At 47.0% G+C, this 18,630-nt stretch carries 17 protein-coding genes; 1 reads left to right on the top strand and 16 read right to left on the bottom strand.

Going from position 1 to position 18,630, the window contains the following annotated elements:
• Positions 1–17: 17 nt before the first annotated feature.
• The 4 genes from BN3261_RS15920 to BN3261_RS15905 form a co-directional block, all read right to left on the bottom strand.
• The gene (locus tag BN3261_RS15920) at positions 18–587 is read right to left on the bottom strand and encodes a hypothetical protein (RefSeq protein ID WP_015526105.1); all 570 of its coding nucleotides are present in this window, start codon (positions 585–587) and stop codon (positions 18–20) included.
• Positions 588–609: 22 nt separating this feature from the next.
• Entirely contained in the window at positions 610–1,545 is a 936-nt protein-coding gene (gene rsmH / locus BN3261_RS15915; RefSeq protein WP_015526106.1) for a 16S rRNA (cytosine(1402)-N(4))-methyltransferase RsmH, read from the bottom strand.
• 35 nt (positions 1,546–1,580) lie between these two features.
• The gene (mraZ, locus tag BN3261_RS15910) at positions 1,581–2,012 is read right to left on the bottom strand and encodes a division/cell wall cluster transcriptional repressor MraZ (protein WP_021651636.1); all 432 of its coding nucleotides are present in this window, start codon (positions 2,010–2,012) and stop codon (positions 1,581–1,583) included.
• Positions 2,013–2,315: 303 nt separating this feature from the next.
• Entirely contained in the window at positions 2,316–5,360 is a 3,045-nt protein-coding gene (locus tag BN3261_RS15905; RefSeq protein WP_059086742.1) for a beta-galactosidase, LacZ type, read from the bottom strand.
• 140 nt (positions 5,361–5,500) lie between these two features.
• Between BN3261_RS15905 and BN3261_RS15900 the strand changes: the two genes are divergently transcribed.
• The gene (locus tag BN3261_RS15900) at positions 5,501–6,307 is read left to right on the top strand and encodes a helix-turn-helix domain-containing protein (protein ID WP_015526109.1); all 807 of its coding nucleotides are present in this window, start codon (positions 5,501–5,503) and stop codon (positions 6,305–6,307) included.
• A 153-nt stretch (positions 6,308–6,460) separates the two neighbouring features.
• Here BN3261_RS15900 and lgt read toward each other — a convergent pair whose 3' ends face one another.
• From lgt to def, 12 genes are all read right to left on the bottom strand, one after another.
• Complete coding sequence (gene lgt, locus BN3261_RS15895; RefSeq protein WP_059086741.1) at positions 6,461–7,579, bottom strand: prolipoprotein diacylglyceryl transferase; 1,119 nt, start codon at positions 7,577–7,579, stop codon at positions 6,461–6,463.
• 56 nt (positions 7,580–7,635) lie between these two features.
• On the bottom strand, positions 7,636–8,733 hold the full coding sequence (gene ychF / locus BN3261_RS15890) for a redox-regulated ATPase YchF (protein ID WP_059086740.1): 1,098 nt from the start codon (positions 8,731–8,733) through the stop codon (positions 7,636–7,638).
• A gap of 145 nt (positions 8,734–8,878) precedes the next feature.
• Positions 8,879–9,553 (bottom strand): thiamine diphosphokinase, encoded by a 675-nt coding sequence (locus BN3261_RS15885; protein ID WP_022426885.1) that lies wholly within the window; start codon positions 9,551–9,553, stop codon positions 8,879–8,881.
• Between the two features lie 2 nt (positions 9,554–9,555).
• A complete protein-coding gene (gene rpe / locus BN3261_RS15880) occupies positions 9,556–10,230 on the bottom strand; it encodes a ribulose-phosphate 3-epimerase (RefSeq protein ID WP_015526113.1) in 675 nt (224 codons plus the stop codon).
• A 3-nt stretch (positions 10,231–10,233) separates the two neighbouring features.
• On the bottom strand, positions 10,234–11,112 hold the full coding sequence (gene rsgA / locus BN3261_RS15875; protein WP_059086739.1) for a ribosome small subunit-dependent GTPase A: 879 nt from the start codon (positions 11,110–11,112) through the stop codon (positions 10,234–10,236).
• Between the two features lie 2 nt (positions 11,113–11,114).
• Positions 11,115–13,340, bottom strand: a complete 2,226-nt coding sequence (pknB, locus tag BN3261_RS15870; protein WP_059086738.1) for a Stk1 family PASTA domain-containing Ser/Thr kinase — start codon at positions 13,338–13,340, stop codon at positions 11,115–11,117.
• Entirely contained in the window at positions 13,334–14,080 is a 747-nt protein-coding gene (locus tag BN3261_RS15865; protein ID WP_021651617.1) for a Stp1/IreP family PP2C-type Ser/Thr phosphatase, read from the bottom strand. Before BN3261_RS15865 ends, pknB begins: the two co-directional genes overlap by 7 nt.
• A gap of 1 nt (position 14,081) precedes the next feature.
• Positions 14,082–15,122, bottom strand: a complete 1,041-nt coding sequence (rlmN, locus tag BN3261_RS15860; RefSeq protein ID WP_015526117.1) for a dual-specificity RNA methyltransferase RlmN — start codon at positions 15,120–15,122, stop codon at positions 14,082–14,084.
• Between the two features lie 6 nt (positions 15,123–15,128).
• Positions 15,129–16,481, bottom strand: coding sequence for a 16S rRNA (cytosine(967)-C(5))-methyltransferase RsmB (gene rsmB / locus BN3261_RS15855; RefSeq protein WP_044961572.1), 1,353 nt, complete (start codon positions 16,479–16,481; stop codon positions 15,129–15,131).
• Complete coding sequence (locus BN3261_RS15850; protein WP_015526118.1) at positions 16,477–17,184, bottom strand: zinc metallopeptidase; 708 nt, start codon at positions 17,182–17,184, stop codon at positions 16,477–16,479. Before BN3261_RS15850 ends, rsmB begins: the two co-directional genes overlap by 5 nt.
• 6 nt (positions 17,185–17,190) lie before the next feature.
• Complete coding sequence (fmt, locus tag BN3261_RS15845; protein WP_059086737.1) at positions 17,191–18,135, bottom strand: methionyl-tRNA formyltransferase; 945 nt, start codon at positions 18,133–18,135, stop codon at positions 17,191–17,193.
• A gap of 12 nt (positions 18,136–18,147) precedes the next feature.
• Positions 18,148–18,621: a peptide deformylase gene (def, locus tag BN3261_RS15840; protein WP_021651614.1), complete on the bottom strand. Its 474-nt coding sequence runs from the start codon at positions 18,619–18,621 to the stop codon at positions 18,148–18,150.
• Positions 18,622–18,630 lie beyond the last annotated feature (9 nt).

Genomic DNA, 18,630 nt, shown 5'->3' with positions numbered 1-18,630 from the left:
TAAAAACTGTACTTCTGTTACTTGTGTGTGTCCACATCCTGATACTGTCTCACATAACTGTTTCCTTCCGTGGTATAGGTCTGTATCTGATCCTCCGAAGGATATTTCATTCCAAGCTCGCCGATAGCTTTTTTCTTGATCTCGCTGATATCCACTGCAGAAGTGACCTGACTGTAATATGCATCGTTATCTTCTTTCAGCTGTGCAAGCTCAGATTCCAGATTTGCAACATTTTTCATACTCGCCGTGATTTCGGATTTTACCTGAAGATAATTGATACAGGTAAAAAGTACCGCGATGGAAACTGCCGTAAGAAACAGAACGAACCCCTTGTTCATGGCCATTGCCTTTTCCCGGTTCCGCTGTGCCTGTCTGCTTACCACCTGTTTTGCCGGTGTCACAGGTACTGCGGATTTCTGTTTTCTTTTCTGAGCCAGCCGTCGCCTTTCCTGTATCTCGGGCAGATCAGTCCTCTGAGGAACTTCCTGCAACCGTTTTACCGCATTTCCCTGAACATACATTTCTCTGCTGTTCCTGACGGTATTTCGATTTCTTCTGGCTGTAGTCCCTCTTCCTGTCTTCGCCATTTGCCTACCTTCCATCTCGCAACTACATTTTCCGTTCAAAAATGCGAAGCTTCGCACTTTTGGACCTCGGATTCTCTTCCATTTCCTCTTTTCCCGGTAAGATCGGTTTCCTTGTGATCACCTTACCCTTGGATTTCTTTCCGCATACGCAGACCGGAAAATCCGGCGGGCAGGTACAGGGATTTTCATTTTTTCGGAAAATGGTCTTAACGATCCTGTCTTCCAGAGAATGGAATGTAATGATACAGATCCTTCCTCCGTCATCCAGGAGATCGATCATGCCGTCCAGGGAATCCCGGAGCACGTCAAGCTCCCGGTTGAGCTCAATACGTATTGCCTGAAAAGTCCTCTTGGCCGGATGTCCTCCTGTAGCTTGTATTTTCATGGGGATCGCACCCCGTATGATCTCTGTCAGTTCTCCGGTTGTCCGGATCGGTGCCTGCTCTCTGGCAGCCACAATGTGTTTCGCTATATTTTTGGCAAATTTATCTTCGCCGTAATCGCGGATAATCCGATACAGCTCCCGTTCCTCATAACCGTTGACTATATCACCGGCTGTACGGCTCTGTCTTCTGTCCATTCGCATGTCCAGAGGAGAATCGTACCGATAGGAAAAACCTCTCTCTTCATTATCCAGCTGATAAGATGACACTCCCAAATCCAGCAGGATCCCGTCCACCTTCTCAATGCCACGGGATCTCAGCTCATCTGCCATGTAACAATAATTGCTGCGAATGATTGTCACCTGATTAAAGGCTGACAGCCGTTCACTCGCAGCAATTATCGCATCCTGGTCTTGATCTATGCCAATAAATCTCCCCTTGGCAGAAAGTTTCTTACACACCTCTGTGGCGTGTCCCGCTCCTCCTAAAGTGCCATCCACATAGATTCCATCCGGCTTTACCCTTAAGCCGTCAATGGTTTCATTGAGTAATACAGATTTGTGCTTAAATTCCATATCCGTCTCCTGTGGGATTTCTACCTGCGTTATGCTCAAATGACGATTCCTATGTTCTGCATGCTTTCCGCAATGCTGTCCATATCATCATAATTGCAGTTCTCGCTCCACTTCTCTTTGCTCCAAACCTCGATCCGGTTCAGATTACCCGTAAGCACCACATCCTTATCCAGACCAGCGAACTGGCGCAGCGTCTGCGGCACCAGGATTCTTCCCTGCTTATCCAGCTGACATGTTGTAGCTCCGGCTACAAAGAAACGTGAAAAGGTTCTTGCGTCTTTATTTGTAAGTGGTAATGCTCGGAGTTTCTCTTCAAAAGCAACCCATTCATCCATCGGATAAATAGAAAGGCAACCATCCAACCCTCTTGTCAGTACGAACTCTTCCCCTAAGAGTTCCCTGAACCTGGAAGGGATGATCAGACGCCCCTTCGCGTCGATCGTATGATTATACTCGCCCATGAACATGAAACCCACCTACTCTCGTGAAACACGATTCTCCCCTTCGTGCTTCCAGGGTGCAAATGGTGTATTCTGCCACTCATCCCCATTCGCTACCACTATTCACCACTTTCTACCACTTATGTAATCATTCTAAACTATTTACCATGAAAAAACAAGTGCATATCCAAGTTTTTTTTCATTTCATGAAATATCCACAGGTTTTTTTTCAACCTGTTTATTTTCTGTGCATTATTATGAAATGAAAAAGCTTCCGGACAGTCGCCGGAAGCTTTTTTCTGACTTTATGTTCTGTTATTTTATGACATTTTAAAGGCCTTTGAACGCAAAGGAAAATTTCATCTTTCCATTGGTATCCAGAAGGTATTCCGGATGGGTGCGGGCACCCCAGCTGTCATCTCCTCCAACACCCATCTGCGCCTTTGCGGCACGGACAACGGTATAATGGATTGCCGGAAGCTCATAGGGATGCATGGCATTTTCCATTTCATGAGGAGTATATGGAAGTGCCGAGAACATCATCGGGCCGTTTTCTTTATCCATCTCAAAGAGCATTCCTCTACCCTTTCTGTCTGTGATCTTTGCCCAGCGTACTTCCTCTTTGTTTCCGCATTCCTGCGGCACAAGATAGCGTGCCATATTGTCTGTCACGAGATTCTCATAAATGCCGAGCTTTGCGCCATGCTTCCGGTCTGCATAAGTCTCTGCCGGTCCGAGGCCGTACCACTGAACATGATCATAATCCGCATTGAATTTAAAGAGTACTCCGAACTCCGGCATATCGCCCAGCTCTTTTACAGGATCATAAGTCAGCGTTGTCTTTACTCTTCCATCTCCGGTTACCTCATAGGCAAGGCGGCATTCACTGGCAGGCGTAGTTGGCAGTATGTAGGTAAAAGCAACCTCCACGCTGTTTTCGTGAACCGTTGTCTCCGGAGCATTGGCCGGACCATACATGCCTTTTCGGTAATCCTTATGACTTGCGTACATGCTGGCGATCTTCCACTGTGCATAGCGCATCTGCATCAGACTTCCGCAATCATTATCTGTAGGTGCTCTCCAGAAGTTGGGCTTCGGAATCGCTTCGATCATTTCTCTTCCTGCATATTTATACGAAACCAGACCACCATTGAGAACAGAAAACAGCACTTCGAAATTTTCCCCGCGGACACCGATGTTATGAAGGCTTCTCACAAGCTCCACGCCACACGCAGGAGCTTCCGGTGTTCCTTCCACCTGATAAACATACTGGCCGAAAGCAACCTCATGTCCTGCCTCTGCCCAAAGTGTTTTTTCTCTGAGAAGGAAGGCTACGGTTACCGTATATTCGCCCGGGCGCTGCTGTTTTCCAAATGGAAGTCTGTAGGTCTGTTGGCTTAAAGGCTCCACCGCTGTATCCAGTGTCTCTGTGCGGAGGACATGACCGTTCTTTGCAAGAGTTACTTCACATCGGAATGTGTCCGTATTTACAAAAAGATTTTTGTTGATGATCTTAACAGAATCCTCACTTACCTGCGCAGTGATATTCTGGTAGTTGAATTTTACCTCCTGCATCTTTGGTGAAGCATCTCTGTCTCCGCCGTATGCGATACCGTTTCCACTGAAATTATAATCTGTAGGACGTTCACCGAAGTCTCCGCCGTATGCCTGGAATTCTTTACCGTAACGGTCTTTTTTGTAAATAGACTGATCAATGTAATCCCAGATAAAGCCACCCTGATATTTCGGTTCTGTATCTGTAAGATCTGTATATTTATGCATTGCACCGCAGGAATTTCCCATTGCATGAGTATACTCACAGCAAATAAACGGCTTGCTGTCATCCTTTGCAAGGAACTCCCGGATTGCTTCTACGGAAGGATACATCTGGCTTTCCATGTCACTGGTGGCATTGTAGCTGCGGTCATGGAAAACCCCCTCATAATGTACCAGTCTTGTAGGATCATTCTTGTGGTAGAACTCAGACATCTCAAAGATATCTTTTCCACCAAAGGATTCATTTCCACAGGACCAGATCAGGATCGCCGGGTGGTTCTTGTCACGCTGATACATGGAATTTACACGGTCCAGCATCATGCCCAGCCATTCCGGTTTGTTGTGCGGAACGATATCCGTGTGATTTCCGGTAAATTCTGCTATATCCCAGGTTCCGTGAGACTCCAGATTGTTTTCTGCGATCATGTAAATACCATATTCATCACAGAGACGGTAGATCGGAGATGCATCCGGATAATGACAGGTACGAATCGCATTGATGTTGTTCTGTTTCATGGTCACGATATCTTTGAGCAGTTCCTCCCGGGACACATGTCTTCCTGTGACAGAGCTGAACTCATGGCGGTTCACACCCTTGAATACGATACGTTTTCCGTTAAGGGTCATGATACCATCCTTCATTTCAAAACGGCGGAAACCGACTTTCTCCGGGATGATCTCCTGGAGCTTTCCGCTTTCATCACTGATTTCCAGCTCCAGATCATAGAGATTCGGCTCTTCTGCACTCCAGAGAAGGGGCTCCTGAATCTCCCAGGTACAGGTATCCTCTCCGTTCAGAGATCTTTCCTCCTGCAAAAGGATCTCTCCCTTTCTGGAAAGTGTAAGCTTCATTTTTCCTTTTCCCCAGGTACTGGTCACGATCTCAAGCTCGGCTTTTTTGAGAGTTTCATCCGGAATGGCACGGATCCTGAGATCATATACATGGACATCCGGTACCGTAAACAGATAAACATCTCTGTAAATTCCGGAAAAACGGTAAAAATCCTGATCCTCGCACCAGCTGCTGGCTGTCCATTTAAACACCTGTGCCGCCAGCTTGTTCTCGCCTTCCTTCAGATATTCCGTAAGCTCGAATTCTGACGGAGTAAAAGAATCTTCACTGTATCCCACAAATTTTCCATTGAGCCACAGAGCCAGGCCGCTCTCTGCTCCCTGGAATGAAACAAATACTCTTTTTCCTTTCATGCTCTCCGGCACATGGAAATATCTCACATAGCTTGCCACCGGGTTAAAACGTTCCGGGATCTGTCCCGGATGAAGTTCTTCATGGCCTTCCCACGGATACTGGACATTGGCATACTGCGGTGCATCATATCCTTCCATCTGGATATGTGCCGGCACATAAATGTCCTCCCAGTCCTTACAGGAATATGCTTCTTCCTCAAAGCCTGGGATAGCAGATGCATAATTCCGTGCATAATGGAACTTCCAGAGACCATTCAGACTGTGACGGAAAGAAGTTTTCCCATCTTCTCTCTCTTCCTCACAGCGATAATATGCATGATCTGAGTGGGCATCCATTCTTCCGTCGCTGAAATACCGTGGATCTTTTAACAGAGAATGATCAAATTTTTTCATTTTTTCCTCCTGCCCGGCAGATTCTGTTTTTTCTGCCGGATCCTTCGTTTTTTATGCTATGATCATTATAGTATAATCCACCGGATTATGGTATAATATGTTTCACCAAAATATATAACATTTAGAAACAGGTGAATATCATGTCGATCTATTTCAGAAACACTCCGGTCAGTGCTCCCTTCATGTTTGAATCTCTTGGGAACCACTGGAATCAGGTTAATATCTTCCGTCCGGACGGATATCCGTATTATCATTACCTCCAGACTGAAAAGGGTACCGGACGCATTGAAGTCCGTGGAAAATTTTATACTCTCGGAGCCAACGAGGGCATCCTCATCGCCCCCGGTGTCCCTCATTCCTATCACAGGGAGTCTACCTCCTGGACCACGATGTTTGCCACCTTCACAGGAACACTGGCAGGCAGCATTCCTTCCATGACAGACAACCAGGAAGTGATCCTTATCGAAAAGGAACAGGGGGCCAGTATCCGGAAAATGATTTCTTCTACCTTGCGTAAATATCATCAGCCCACACCGGATATGAAATCTCTTTCTTCCGACTGCTATAATTTTCTTATGAATTTTACAGACTGTGCAGCTTCTCCGAAGATACAGGATAATCCTCTCTACCAGAGATATGTGATCCCGGTAATAAAAGAAATCGAAACCGGTTATCAGCAGGATATCACTGCAGCGCAGCTGAGCCGGAGCGTTTTTGTCTCTCCGCAGTATCTTTCCCGTCTGTTCCGCCGTTTTATGGGCTGCTCGGTTTACGAGTACGTTACCATGTACCGCATCAGCCGCGCACGTGAGCTTCTGCTTTCCAGACCGGATATGAAGATCCAGGATGTTGCCGGTGCTTCCGGATTTTCCGATGCCAGCCACTTTATCGCCATGTTCCGTAAAGTCACAGGCACAACTCCTCTGGATTTCCGAAAGATGTACTGATATATTCCTACTGCACAGCACAAAAACTGCCCTGCCGGAAACGTCGTAGAAGACGTTTTCCTGCAGGGCAGTTTTCTGCTGCTCTTATCAGCCAAATGCCGGTATCCTATATCTGTTTGATCTCAGTTTCCGTAATATAATTCCAGAATACGATCAACTCTTTGGCTGGCCTCCAGATTCTTCAGAAGATCGCTCCTGCTCCTGATCTGGCTGTCCAGCTTCTTCCGTTCCTCCTGCAGCTGCTGCAAAAGTGACGCTTTCCGAAGAGCTTCCTCTTTCTTCTGTATCTCGTTCTGATCCATTTTTTTCTCCCTGTACAGTCTCTGTTTCCAGATTCTCTGCTACATTTTCCCGTTGCTGTTCCGCTTCTTTCTCTGCCTGCTGATCTTTCTCGATCCTTCTCATCCGTACTTTTGCCCGCTTTCTGGACATCACGCGTTTCACTGCAACTACCACGGTGCAAAGAACAAAAAGTATTACCGAGATCACCAGTGAAACATCCACGCCGGTTCCCGGAAACAGTATTTTATCTGTGCGGAACCACTGGAGCACTGTTCTTCCCAGACCATAGCCTGCCAGATATCTCAGAAAGATCTCTCCCTGAAATGCTTTTTTGCGAAGCAGCATCATAAGCATCAAAAGCACAAGCAGACACCAGAGACTTTCATAGAAAAACAAGGGCTGTACCAAAATCCAGGTACCACCGTCCACGGTTTGAAGCTTTTCACGCATAGCCGTGGTGACCTCTCCTGCCCGTACCGCAGTCAGCGGCAGCTGCATGGAAAAAATGTTGTCTGCATATTCCCCGAAAGATTCTCTGTTAAAAAAGCTTCCCCACTTTCCTATTATCTGCCCGATCAGAAGTCCCATGCAGGCAAGATCTGCCATCTGCCAGAAGGATTTCTTTCGGATCCTGCAGTAGACCGCACCACCCAGCACACCGCCCAGAAGTCCGCCATAAAACATAAGTCCTCCGGACCGTATATTCAGAAGCTGTCCCGGATCATTTTTATAAAGGCTCCAGGAAAAAGCCGCATAAAGCAGCCTTGCCCCTGCCACACCGGAAAGCAGCGTTATAATGGCAAGATCCAGATATGCATCCGGATCTTCATGATTTCTTCTGGCTTCCAGTACCACAAAAAAGATTCCCAGAAGCATTCCTATCGCGATCAGGACGCCATAGATCGTGATCTCAAAGCCAAAGATCTCAAAGGATCTCGGCACATGATCCAAAACCAGATTTAATCCGGGAAACCGAATTGACATATCCATAAAATCACCTGTTATAATTTTTCAGCTTACAGCCGGTATTTCACAGACGTTGGTGATCACACGTTAAATCTGAATAAGATCACATCTCCGTCCTGTACAACGTACTCTTTTCCTTCCATACGTACAAGGCCCTTCTCTCTGGCACCTGCATAGGAACCGCAATCCAGAAGATCCTGATAATTCACAACCTCTGCTTTGATAAATCCACGTTCAAAGTCTGTGTGGATCTTACCTGCTGCCTGCGGTGCCTTGGTTCCGATCTTGATGGTCCATGCTCTTGTCTCATCCTCTCCTGCTGTCAGGAAGCTCATAAGGCCAAGAAGGTGATAGCTTGCGCGCACCAGCTTCTCTAGGCCGGATTCTGTCAGTCCCAGATCCTCAAGGAACATCTTTCTCTCATCCTCATCCAGCTCGGAGATCTCCTCCTCGATCTGCGCACAGATCACAAATACCTCGCTGTTCTGTTTGGCAGCGTATTCACGTACTGCCTGTACATACTGATTGTTCGCCCCATCATCTGCGATATCATCCTCTGCAACGTTAGCCGCATAGATCACCGGTTTTGCAGTAAGAAGATTATAGGTTGCAAGCCATGCATCCTCATCTTCGTTCTCTGTTTCCAGAGTAATGGCAAGCTGTCCCTCTTCCAGATGCGTCTTTACTTTTTCAAGGAATGCAAGCTCTTTGGCAGCTTCCTTATCCATACGTGCAGTCTTGGTAACCTTGGCAATTCTTCTCTCGAGGATCTCAAGATCAGAGAAAACAAGCTCCAGATTAATAGTCTCGATATCGCGGAGCGGATCAATGCTTCCATCTACATGAACAACATTGGAATCCTCAAAGCAGCGTACTACGTGAACGATAGCATCTACCTCACGGATATTTGCAAGGAACTGGTTTCCAAGTCCCTCTCCCTTAGATGCGCCTTTTACAAGACCTGCAATATCGACGAATTCGATCACTGCCGGTGTTACTTTTTTTGATTTATAAAAATCTCCGAGAAGATTCAGTCTCTCATCCGGAACGGTTACAACACCCACATTGGGGTCGATAGTACAGAACGGATAGTTTGCGGATTCTGCTCCGGCTTTTGTCAGTGAATTGAATAATGTACTTTTTCCTACGTTAGGAAGACCTACGATTCCTAATTTCATCTCTCTATATACGTCCTTTCGATATATTTATTTACAGTATTTTTCAGATACTCTTTAAACAGGCCTTTCCGTTTTTCAGGCCATTCCTGTCCCATATTACCATACACAGCCTGAAATCGCAACTGTGAGGCATTTATTGTTACTGTCAGTCCCTGGACATGATCATCAGAAGCTGCCCGCTTTCATACAGGATCTCTGCGGTTTCTTCCGAAATCTCATTGCTGACGGTCAGGCCACTGTCTTCTACTGTCAGATGATATCCGTTCAGCGGATACTTAAATCCCTTCAGAGTGAGGCCTGTCACATCACCTCCCACAGTAAAGAATGAAACATATTTTCCAAACTGCTCCTCTCTGTGCAGTATGGTTCCGCTTTCTGCAAGTGTGATATAATTCCACTGATCTGCGATCGCAATACGAACGCCCTGTTCCTTACCCATAGAAAGCAGTCCCAGATTCGCCAGCACATGATCCAGCCTTGTGCCGGTAGCTCCCAGGATCAGGATATCCTTTGCACCCTTGCGGATCATCTGGTTTACCGCAGACTGTGTATCCGAATCATCCTTCTCTGGCTTCAGCCTGATGATCTCCGGTCCCTTCAGGCTTTCCATATATTTTTGGCCTTCTTCGGAAAGACTGTCAAAATCCCCAATTGCAAGATCCGGAATAAATTCCCGGTTTTTCATAAACCATTCCATCCCCTTATCTGCAGCAACAAGAGTGATTTTCTCTCCTCGGCTTTCTTCTATTCTTTTTTTTAAAAAATCGAGGGCAAAACCATTCTGGATATTGCCCCCGCTGATTATTATTGTATCAATCATTTTCAGTCCAGCTCTTTTTTGATATTGTGGATTTTTTCTGTAATGTGTCTTACATTGGCTGCCACATCGCCCTTAAATACCCAGGAACCTGCGACCATGAGGTTTGCACCGGCACGCATAACCGTCTCCAGTGTATCATCATTGATACCACCATCTACCTGGATATCAACATCCAGCTCTTCTTCATCAATAAGCTCACGAAGCTCCTGGATCTTCTCCGTGCATTCGTCCATGTATTTCTGTCCGCCAAATCCTGGCTGAACAGTCATTATCAGCACCATATCCACATCTTCAAGAAGATGGCTGATGTCATTTACCGGTGTGGATGGCTTGATCGAAACTGCCGCCTTTACCCCTGCTGCCCTGATCTGCTCCAGTGTACGCTCCAGATCCTCACATGCCTCCGCATGTACAGTAATGGAATCTGCTCCGCATTCTACAAAATCGCGGATATATCTTTCCGGTTCTGTTACCATCAAATGTACGTCGAAAAACATGTTGGATTCTTTCCGGATCGATTTGATCACCGGCATTCCAAAAGAAATGCTGGGAACAAAATCTCCATCCATAACATCAATATGCAGATATTCAACGCCTTCCTTTTCCAGAATTTTAATCTGTTCTCCCAGTCTGTTAAAATCTGCTGATAAGATCGACGGGCACAATCGGTATTCCATGACTCAGTATCTCCTTTTCTCTTTTAATTCCTGGTGCAGCTCCAGATAATCTTCATATCGGAGTCTGCTGATCTCATTGTTCTCAAGGGCTTCCTTAACAGCGCAGCCCGGTTCATGTATGTGACGGCACCCCTGAAAGCGGCACTGTCCTTCATATCTTCGGAACTCTGGAAAGTAATCCTTCAGTTCCTGCTCCTCCATATTTTCAATATATAAGGAGGAAAATCCCGGCGTATCCACAAGGAATGTATCCTGTGCCACCGGTATGATCTGTGCATGGCGCGTGGTATGTTTTCCCCGTTTCAGCTTACGGCTGATCTCACCGGTTTCCATCTCCACTTCTTCCTGAAGGGAATTTGTAAGAGAAGATTTTCCCACGCCGGATGGGCCGGCAACCACAGTTGTCCTGCCCTGAAGCACTTCTTCGATCTCGTCGAGTCCTTCTCCCTTCAGGGCACTTGACAGGATCACCTGATAGCCGCAGCTCTGGTATGTTTCATAGAGAAATTCTAGCTCTTCCGTTGTTACCAGATCTTTTTTGTTAAAACAGATGACTGCCGGAACACCTTCCCTCTCCATCATAATGAGGAAACGATCCAGAAGCATGAAGTTCGGCTTCGGATTATCCATGGCAAAGATCACCAGTGCCTGATCTACATTGGCCACAGCCGGACGGATCAGAGAATTCTTCCGCTTGTGGATCTCCGTCACACTTCCCTCCAGTTCCTTTTCATCCAGAACTGTAATGTCCACATTGTCACCTACCAGAGGCTTGAATTTATCCTTACGGAAAATTCCCTTGGCTCTGCATTCATATGTATTGCCGTCTTCTGCATATACGTAGTAGAATCCGGCAATACCTTTGATTATCTTTCCCTGCATGATCACTCAGCTTTCTTGAATGTGACCGTGTAGGTTCCAAGCTGCTGATAATCCCCGTCTACCTCTTCATAGAGATAGATGGTTCCTGAGGTAACGCCCTCAGCACCTGAGATATCAAGCTGATACGGGAAGCTGATATTCTGTCCATCAATGATGGTGGATGCCTTAGGCTCACCGTTTACGTCCTGGATCAGTTCCAGACGGATCGCGCCTCCATTGTAGCCGGACGGGGTATCCAGTGTCTGTGTACATTTCCAGCCTGTGTTTGCATTGACATCTGCTGTAGATGTAGTTGTGGATACTGTGCTGTCCGCAGATGCTGTGCTGTCTGTAGATGCTGTACTATCTGCAGATGCTGTACTATCTGCAGATGCTGCGCTGTCTGTGGATGGAGCCTTGTCACCGGAGCTGATGGTAATGCTGATCGGCTGATCCGGGTCTGCTGCCGCATAGGCTTCCGGATCCTGTGCGATAACTGTACCTGCAGCTTCTGTACTCTGCTGTTCTGTTATCTGGATATCAATAAATTTACCTAAAGTAGTAAGCGCATCATCCTTGGTCATTCCTACAACACTCGGAACCTCAGCATTATCGCCATAATCAACCCCTCGACTGACTGTCAGTGTTACAGAAGAGCCTGCCTGCACAGAAGTACCTGCTACCGGTTCGACATTGTAAACATATCCCGGATCTACCAGTGCATATCCGTTGTCATCTGTGTCGCTGTATTCTTTCTGGACATTTACCTGAAGTCCAAGATCTTCCAGAGTCTGCTGTGCATCGATTCCTGTACGTCCATCCAGATCTGGGATCGTAACCTGTGCTGTTCCGGTGCTTACCCAGTATTTCACAGTTGTATTGGCTTCAACCTGTGTTCCCGCAGCTGTCTCCTGACGGGAGATCCTGCCTTTTTCCTGATCGGATGCCTCCTCACCGGCCATCTGGACACCCAGATGTGCATCGTTTGCAAGTGTTTTAGCCTCTTCCTCTGTCTTGCCTACAAGATCAGGAACGGTTGCCAGACCGTCAGCTGCTGATTCCTGCTTCGCTTCTGCCTTGCTACTGTCTGTAGCTCCGCTGCTGCCGGTTCCAAACAGTCCTGCGGCACGTCCAAGCACTACCACAAGAACGATCAGAAGGACTGCACCTCCGATCAGTGCCGCAATCGTCAGGCCTCTTCCTGAACCATGATGCTTCTTTTTCTTTCCGGATCTATGCTCGGATCTCGGTCTGTATTCTTCCTCTGCATCATCGTAATCGTTATCGTCGTATTTTTCTTCCTCAAGTGCGGTGATCTCCGGTTTTGTGATCTGCTTCGGTGTATGTTTGATCTCACCAAGCTCTTCTTCTGAGATCACAACCGTCTTGGCATCGTTGTCAACTGTAGTAAGCTTTACAAAATCACCCTGGGGATCGATCAGAGAATGCTTCAGGTCTGCGATCACATCCTCCATACGGCTGTAACGACGATCTACACTTTTCTGTGTACATTTCAGAATGATCTGCTCCAGACTGTACGGAAGGTCCGGTGTATACACACTTGGCGGAACCATCTCTTCCTGCAGATGCTTGATAGCGATCGCCACAGTGGTATCTCCGTCAAAAGGAACTCTTCCTGTGACCATCTCATACAGTGTGATTCCAAGAGAATAGATATCGCTCTTCTCATCGCTGTATCCGCCTCTCACCTGCTCAGGTGAGCTGTAATGTACAGATCCCATTACATTGGAGCTGATCGTATTGGAAGATGCAGCTCTGGCAATTCCAAAGTCTGTCACCTTTACTTTACCATCTGTGGAGATAATGATATTCTGAGGTTTCACATCTCTGTGAACGATACCATGGCTGTGTGCCGCCTCCAGACCCATAGAAACCTGGATTGCGATACTTGTAGCCTCTTTAATGGAAAGCTTTCCCTTCTTGGAGATGTATTCCTTCAGAGTGATACCCTCGATCAATTCCATAACAATGTAATAAACACCGCCGTCATCTCCTACGTCAAATACATTGACGATATTCGGATGTGTAAGACCAGCTGCCGCCTGGGCCTCACTTCTGAATTTCTTTATAAACGTGGTGTCTTCCCGAAACTCCGGTTTCAGGACCTTCACGGCAACAAAACGGTTCAGCTTATGGTCCATAGCCTTATAGACATCTGCCATTCCGCCAGTTCCGATTTTTCCTACGATCTCATAGCGCTCGGCTATGATCATTCCCGTCTTCAACATGCTTCCACCTCATTCGTGAATGGCTCTACCAGTACGACTGCAATATTATCCTTACCACCATTCTGATTTGCTTCCCGAAGGAGCGCACTGCCTTTCTGATCAATATCTGCTTCCGGATCGGATATGATCTCCTGGATCTTCTCATCTTCAACCATATTGCTGAGACCGTCTGAACACATCAGGATCGTACATCCTTTTTCAAGTTTCAGATCAAAGAAATCCACATCCACCGTTTTCTCCGCGCCAAGTGCCCTTGTAATGATGTTCTTATCCGGATGATTTCGTGCTTCCGCTTCGCTGATCTCGCCCATTCTCACCATTTCCTGTACCAAGGAATGATCTCTGGTGACCTGGCGGATCCCGTCCTGGATCACATATAAACGGCTGTCACCCACATTGGCTACATAGGCATACTGATCTACAATAGTCGCCACCACCATAGTGGTTCCCATGCCCCGGAGGTTTTCGTCTTCCTGCGCACGGTTTCTGATCTCCGTATTCGCAGCTTCGATCGCATGACGAATAACCTTCACAGGATTGTAATCCGCATCTTCACGGATTTCATCCACAAGGATCCGTACTGCATGTGAGGATGCATAGTCACCGGCGTTATGTCCGCCCATTCCGTCCGCGACTGTGAAAAGATTAGGCAGATTTCCAACCGGACCTTCAGATGCAAACACGTAATCCTGATTCATCTTCCGCTTCTGCCCTACATCAGTAGCTGAGTATATCCTCATGTCACTTCTCGCTTTCTGTTTTTTCCATGTAACTTTTTCTTAGCTGTCCACAGGCACCGTCGATATCGCTGCCCATTTCCCTTCTAATAGTAACATTAATTCCGTATTTTTCAAGTTTTATTTTGAAATTCTCCACAGCCTGTCGAGTAGACCTCACATAGGAGCGTTCCTTGATGGGATTGACCGGAATCAGATTTACATGGCAATTGATGCCTTTTATACGGCCTGCCAGCTGTCTCGCATCTTCTTCACTATCGTTGACGCCGGCTACAAGACTGTACTCAAAGGTGATCCTTCGGCCTGTTTTATCAAAATAATTTCTGCAGGCATCCAGAACCTCATCCATGGAATACTTATTCGCGATCGGCATCAGTTCCTGCCGTTTTTCATCATTTGGAGCATGAAGGGAAAGTGCCAGAGTGATCTGAAGCTTTTCTTCAGCCAGATCATACATCTTCGGCACGATCCCACAGGTAGAAACCGTCACATTTCTCTGACTGATCCCAAGACCGTTTTCGTCGGTAAGGATCCGGACAAAACGGACAAGATTGTCATAATTATCCATCGGCTCACCGGTTCCCATCACAACTACATTGGCCACACGTTCACCGGTATCTGCCTGGATACGGTAAATCTGATCCAGCATCTCGGACGGTTTCAGGCATCTGGTCAGTCCTCCGATGGTAGATGCACAGAATCTGCATCCCATACGGCAGCCCACCTGAGAAGAAATGCACACAGAATTTCCGTGGTGATACCGCATGAGAACACTCTCGATCACATTTCCATCTTCCAGCTGGAACAGATATTTTCTGGTTCCGTCAATTTTTGAGATCCTTACATCTGCCTGGGTCAGTGCTGTGATCGGATAAGCCGAAAGCTTTTCCCTGAGGCTTTTGGAAAGATTTGTCATTTCATCCCAGGAGGTAACCAGCTGCTGGTGAAGCCATGCATAGATCTGTTTCGCCCGGAAAGGCTTTTCACCGATCTTTGTCATGAATTCCTTCAATTCCTCCATGGTCATGGATTTTACATCTGTCATTTTCTGTTATTTCCTTCTGAATCTGGCAATAAAGAATCCATCTGTCTTATGTATTCCCGGCAGAAGCTGCAGATAGCCAAGCTTCGTGGATTTACAGTGCAGTTCCTCCGGAATATACGGATCCAGGCTTTCCAGCCGGTACGGATAATTCTTTAAAAACCATAATACATTTTCTTCGTTTTCTTCCCGGGCAATGGTACATGTGCTGAAGATCAGCGTTCCATCCGGTTTCACATACTTTGCAGCCTTATCCAGGATCATTCTCTGGAGCATTACGATCTCTTCCTGTTTCTGCGGAGTTGCCCGGTATTTGATTTCCGGTTTCTTGCCGATAACTCCATAACCGGAGCACGGTACATCCGCGATCACAATATCCGCAGCCTGTTCGGAATCCGGATCATATACCGTTGCATCCTGAACTCTGGCTTCCACATTGATCACTCCGGTCCTGTGGATGTTTTCTTTGATAAGATCTGCCTTATACTGACTTACATCTCTGGCATCCACATTTCCGTAATCCCCCATTTTGTCTGCCGCATGGATGCTTTTTCCACCTGGTGCAGCGCACATGTCGATGATATGGTCACCTTTTTTCGGACTTGCAGCTTCCGCTACAAGCATAGAGCTTACATCCTGCACCAGGATCTTTCCCTGAAGGAAGGTCTCAAGTGTCAAAATATGATTGTAATCGGAAATCTTCAGTGCATAGGGAAGATAAGGAGCCTGTTCCACTGTCACTCCCTGAGACTTCAAACTGGTGACGATTTCTCTCAGAGACGCCTTATGAGTACGGCACCGTACTGTGATCGGTCTTTCTGTCAGAAAATCCTCCAGGATCTTCTCCGTAGTCTTCACTCCGTAGGCTGCTTTCCATTTTTCTACCAGATATTCCGGCATGGAATATTTCACAGAAAGATAACGGACTTCGTTTTCTTCCCTGGAAGGAAGCTCCAGATCACCGATCTCTCTTGCGATCGTACGGAGCACCCCGTTGACAAAGGGCTTTAGATTATAAAAGCCTTTTCGCTGTGCCAGCTTTACCGCTTCATTGCATACTGCACTGTCCGGAACACTGTCCATAAATTTCAGCTGATATACCGCACTTCTCAGGATCTCACGGATCTGCGGTTTCATCTTGTTTACAGAAACCTTGGAAAAAGAATCGATGACATAATCAATATAGATCCTGTATTCCAGGGTTCCCTCACATACTCTTGTAATAAAGCTACGTTCCTGTTTCGGAAGAAACTGATATTTGGAAAGCGCATTCCGGATTGCAATATGGCTGTGCTCACCCTCCTCCTCAATCTGTAACAGGATCTCAAGGATCAGTTCTCTGGTATTTACTCCGCTGCTAATCACGATCTCTACCTCCTGCAAGGATAATCAGTCTCAGAAGCTGCAGAATAGATGCCGCCAGAGCTGCTACATAGGTAAGCGCTGCCGCTGTAAGTACTTTTCTTGCACCCTTTTTTTCATCTGCACCTAAGATACCTGTACTTTCCAGCATTTTAAGCGCTCTGGAAGACGCATTGATCTCAACCGGAAGTGTCACCAGCTGAAACAGTACTGCCAGTGAAAACAAAACAATTCCCAGAGTTACCAGCGGATCAATGGAAAAGATCAGTCCTGCGATAAACAGCGGCCATGAAAGCTGGGAACCAATATTTGCGGCAGGTACAATGGCTGAACGGATATTCAGTGGTGCATAATTGATCGCATCCTGGATCGCATGGCCACATTCATGTGCTGCCACCCCCACAGCCGCCAGAGAATTTCTTCCATAAATATCTTCTGAAAGGGAAACCGTTTTCGTTCTCGGATCATAATGATCCGTAAGACTTCCGCGGATCGGAACCACCTGTACGTCTGTGATCCCAGCCGCTCTCAGGATCCTCTGTGCAGCTTCCGCACCGGTGATACCTGAATGACTCCGGACCTTTTTATAGACTGCAAAGGTACTGCGCAGCTTCGCAGATGCCGCAAGAGAAAGAAGCATTCCGATCACGAGCAAAAGAATCGTGGGGTCCATTCCCCATCCGTAATAACCATATCCGTACATAACTCATCACTCCCTGGAATCTCTGAACATGTCTCCTGGTTTCAACTGATATCCCCGAAGGAACGCATCCGCTTCCATGCGTTTTTTGCCTTCCAGCTGCACTTCATGGAGCACGAGTACCTTCTGGCCGCATGCTACCTGGATTCCTCCTTTGTCAGCGGCTATCACAGTTCCCGGTGCTTCCTGTGCCTGTTTTTCCAGAACAGAGCTCTTCCAGACCTTCAATGTTTTTCCATTGATAAAGGTAAAAGCGCTTGGCCATGGATCAAGGCCTCTTACCAGACGCTCCAGTTCTTCCGCATTTTTGCTGAAATCCAGAAGCCCCATTTTTTTGGAGATCATGGCAGCATATGGTGTTGGACTCTCCTCCGGCTGTTTCTCGCGGGTTGCAGTTCCGTCAAAAATGGACGGTAAAGTCTGTACCAGAAGCTCTGCACCTGCCTGTGCGAGCTTATCAAACAAGCTTCCACCTGTCTCATCTTTGGCAAGCGGAACCACGATCCTGGAAATCATATCACCGGTATCCAGACCGGTTCCCATCTGCATAATGGTAACGCCGGATTCTTTTTCACCGTCGATCACCGCCTGCTGGATCGGTGCAGCTCCACGATATTTAGGAAGCAGAGACGCATGGATATTGATACATCCGAATCTCGGCATATCCAGGATGCTCTTTGGAATGATCTGCCCGAATGCCGCAACAATGATGATGTCCGGTGCAAGATTTTTCAGTTCTTCCACAAATTCAGGATCTCTTACCTTCACCGGCTGCAGTACCGGGATCCCGTGTTTCAGTGCTTCTTCTTTTACAGGAGTAGGCATCATAGTTTTGCCTCTGCCCTTCGGTTTGTCCGGCTGTGTGATCACAGCCTCCACTTCATATCCGTTCTCTGCCAGTGCTGCAAGAGGCGCCACCGCAAAGTCCGGAGTTCCCATATAAACAATCTTCATAGTATCCCGCCTTTAGTCTTCTTCATCATAAGTTACCTTGTGAAGTTCTCCCTCCACAAGTTCTGTATACATTTTTCCATCCAGATGGTCAATCTCATGACAGAATGCTCTTGCCAGAAGGCCCTCTCCCTCGTAGATCTGTTCGTTCATATTTACATCAAGTGCTTTTACCTTCACATAGTTCGGACGTGTTACCTGTCCTGCCATTCCCGGAACGCTCAGGCATCCCTCGTCACCGGTCTGCTCGCCGCTTGTCTCAAGGATCTCCGGATTGATCAGCACGATCGGGCCCTCACCTACATCGATGACAACGATACGTTTCAGGATTCCTACCTGTGGTGCAGCGAGGCCAACACCCATTGCATCATACATGGTATCCAGCATATCTGTGATCAGTTCCCCGATCCTCGGTGTCATTTTGTCTACTGTCCGGGATTTTTTTGTCAGTACAGAATCCCCCTGTACACGGATTGTTCTAAGTGCCATTTTTCTTCT

It is taken from the genome of Blautia massiliensis (ex Durand et al. 2017) (genome assembly GCF_001487165.1).
Lineage (GTDB): Bacteria > Bacillota > Clostridia > Lachnospirales > Lachnospiraceae > Blautia_A > Blautia_A fusiformis.
The sequence above is the reverse complement of the archived record's forward strand: the minus strand, read 5'-3'. Positions and strand labels throughout refer to the sequence as shown.

What these genes read in the sequence shown, in the direction of transcription:
- fmt (WP_059086737.1), bottom strand. Translation starts at nt 18,135, where the DNA reads ATGAAGATTGTTTATATGGGAACTCCGGACTTTGCGGTGGCGCCTCTT.
- BN3261_RS15850 (WP_015526118.1), bottom strand. Translation starts at nt 17,184, where the DNA reads ATGTACGGATATGGTTATTACGGATGGGGAATGGACCCCACGATTCTT.
- pknB (WP_059086738.1), bottom strand. Translation starts at nt 13,340, where the DNA reads ATGTTGAAGACGGGAATGATCATAGCCGAGCGCTATGAGATCGTAGGA.
- BN3261_RS15900 (WP_015526109.1), top strand. Translation starts at nt 5,501, where the DNA reads ATGTCGATCTATTTCAGAAACACTCCGGTCAGTGCTCCCTTCATGTTT.
- BN3261_RS15905 (WP_059086742.1), bottom strand. Translation starts at nt 5,360, where the DNA reads ATGAAAAAATTTGATCATTCTCTGTTAAAAGATCCACGGTATTTCAGC.
- rsmH (WP_015526106.1), bottom strand. Translation starts at nt 1,545, where the DNA reads ATGGAATTTAAGCACAAATCTGTATTACTCAATGAAACCATTGACGGC.
- rpe (WP_015526113.1), bottom strand. Translation starts at nt 10,230, where the DNA reads ATGGAATACCGATTGTGCCCGTCGATCTTATCAGCAGATTTTAACAGA.
- mraZ (WP_021651636.1), bottom strand. Translation starts at nt 2,012, where the DNA reads ATGTTCATGGGCGAGTATAATCATACGATCGACGCGAAGGGGCGTCTG.
- BN3261_RS15920 (WP_015526105.1), bottom strand. Translation starts at nt 587, where the DNA reads ATGGCGAAGACAGGAAGAGGGACTACAGCCAGAAGAAATCGAAATACC.
- ychF (WP_059086740.1), bottom strand. Translation starts at nt 8,733, where the DNA reads ATGAAATTAGGAATCGTAGGTCTTCCTAACGTAGGAAAAAGTACATTA.
- def (WP_021651614.1), bottom strand. Translation starts at nt 18,621, where the DNA reads ATGGCACTTAGAACAATCCGTGTACAGGGGGATTCTGTACTGACAAAA.
- BN3261_RS15885 (WP_022426885.1), bottom strand. Translation starts at nt 9,553, where the DNA reads ATGATTGATACAATAATAATCAGCGGGGGCAATATCCAGAATGGTTTT.
- BN3261_RS15865 (WP_021651617.1), bottom strand. Translation starts at nt 14,080, where the DNA reads ATGAGGATATACTCAGCTACTGATGTAGGGCAGAAGCGGAAGATGAAT.
- rsgA (WP_059086739.1), bottom strand. Translation starts at nt 11,112, where the DNA reads ATGCAGGGAAAGATAATCAAAGGTATTGCCGGATTCTACTACGTATAT.
- rlmN (WP_015526117.1), bottom strand. Translation starts at nt 15,122, where the DNA reads ATGACAGATGTAAAATCCATGACCATGGAGGAATTGAAGGAATTCATG.
- lgt (WP_059086741.1), bottom strand. Translation starts at nt 7,579, where the DNA reads ATGGATATGTCAATTCGGTTTCCCGGATTAAATCTGGTTTTGGATCAT.